The organism is Streptomyces sp. NPDC017890, assembly GCF_044328675.1.
Taxonomy (GTDB): Bacteria; Actinomycetota; Actinomycetes; order Streptomycetales; family Streptomycetaceae; genus Streptomyces.
On sequence record NZ_JBIRHU010000144.1, the window covers coordinates 1 to 1,440 of the forward strand.

Annotated in this window: 1 rRNA gene; it reads left to right on the forward strand. The window is 56.3% G+C overall.

The features are described from left to right. Positions 1-1,418 (forward strand): 23S ribosomal RNA (locus tag ACH4F2_RS36080); the annotation flags it as partial. Positions 1,419-1,440 lie beyond the last annotated feature (22 nt).

The window sequence follows — 1,440 nt, forward strand, 5'->3', positions numbered from 1 at the left end:
GATAGGTAAATCCGTCGCACTTGTGGCTGAGACCTGATGCCGAGCCGATTGTGGTGAAGTGGATGATCCTATGCTGTCGAGAAAAGCCTCTAGCGAGTTTCATGGCGGCCCGTACCCTAAACCGACTCAGGTGGTCAGGTAGAGAATACCGAGGCGTTCGGGTGAACTATGGTTAAGGAACTCGGCAAAATGCCCCCGTAACTTCGGGAGAAGGGGGGCCATTCCTGGTGATGGGATTTACTTCCTGAGCTGGGGGTGGCCGCAGAGACCAGCGAGAAGCGACTGTTTACTAAAAACACAGGTCCGTGCGAAGCCGTAAGGCGATGTATACGGACTGACGCCTGCCCGGTGCTGGAACGTTAAGGGGACCGGTTAGCTCCATTTCGGTGGGGCGAAGCTGAGAACTTAAGCGCCAGTAAACGGCGGTGGTAACTATAACCATCCTAAGGTAGCGAAATTCCTTGTCGGGTAAGTTCCGACCTGCACGAATGGCGTAACGACTTCTCGACTGTCTCAACCATAGGCCCGGTGAAATTGCACTACGAGTAAAGATGCTCGTTTCGCGCAGCAGGACGGAAAGACCCCGGGACCTTTACTACAGTTTGATATTGGTGTTCGGTTCGGCTTGTGTAGGATAGCTGGGAGACTGTGAACTCTGGACGCCAGTTCAGGGGGAGTCGTCGTTGAAATACCAGTCTGGTCGTGCTGGATGTCTAACCTGGGTCCGTGATCCGGATCAGGGACAGTGTCTGATGGGTAGTTTAACTGGGGCGGTTGCCTCCTAAAGAGTAACGGAGGCGCCCAAAGGTTCCCTCAGCCTGGTTGGCAATCAGGTGTTGAGTGTAAGTGCACAAGGGAGCTTGACTGTGAGACCGACGGGTCGAGCAGGGACGAAAGTCGGGACTAGTGATCCGGCGGTGGCTTGTGGAAGCGCCGTCGCTCAACGGATAAAAGGTACCCCGGGGATAACAGGCTGATCTTCCCCAAGAGTCCATATCGACGGGATGGTTTGGCACCTCGATGTCGGCTCGTCGCATCCTGGGGCTGGAGTCGGTCCCAAGGGTTGGGCTGTTCGCCCATTAAAGCGGTACGCGAGCTGGGTTTAGAACGTCGTGAGACAGTTCGGTCCCTATCCGCTGTGCGCGTAGGAGTCTTGAGAAGGGCTGTCCCTAGTACGAGAGGACCGGGACGGACGAACCTCTGGTGTGCCAGTTGTCCTGCCAAGGGCATGGCTGGTTGGCTACGTTCGGGAGGGATAACCGCTGAAAGCATCTAAGCGGGAAGCCTGCTTCGAGATGAGGACTCCCACCCCCTTGAGGGGTTAAGGCTCCCAGTAGACGACTGGGTTGATAGGCCGGATCTGGAAGCACCGCAAGGTGTGGAGGTGACCGGTACTAATAGGCCGAGGGCTTGTCCTCAGTTGCTCGCGTCCACTGTGTT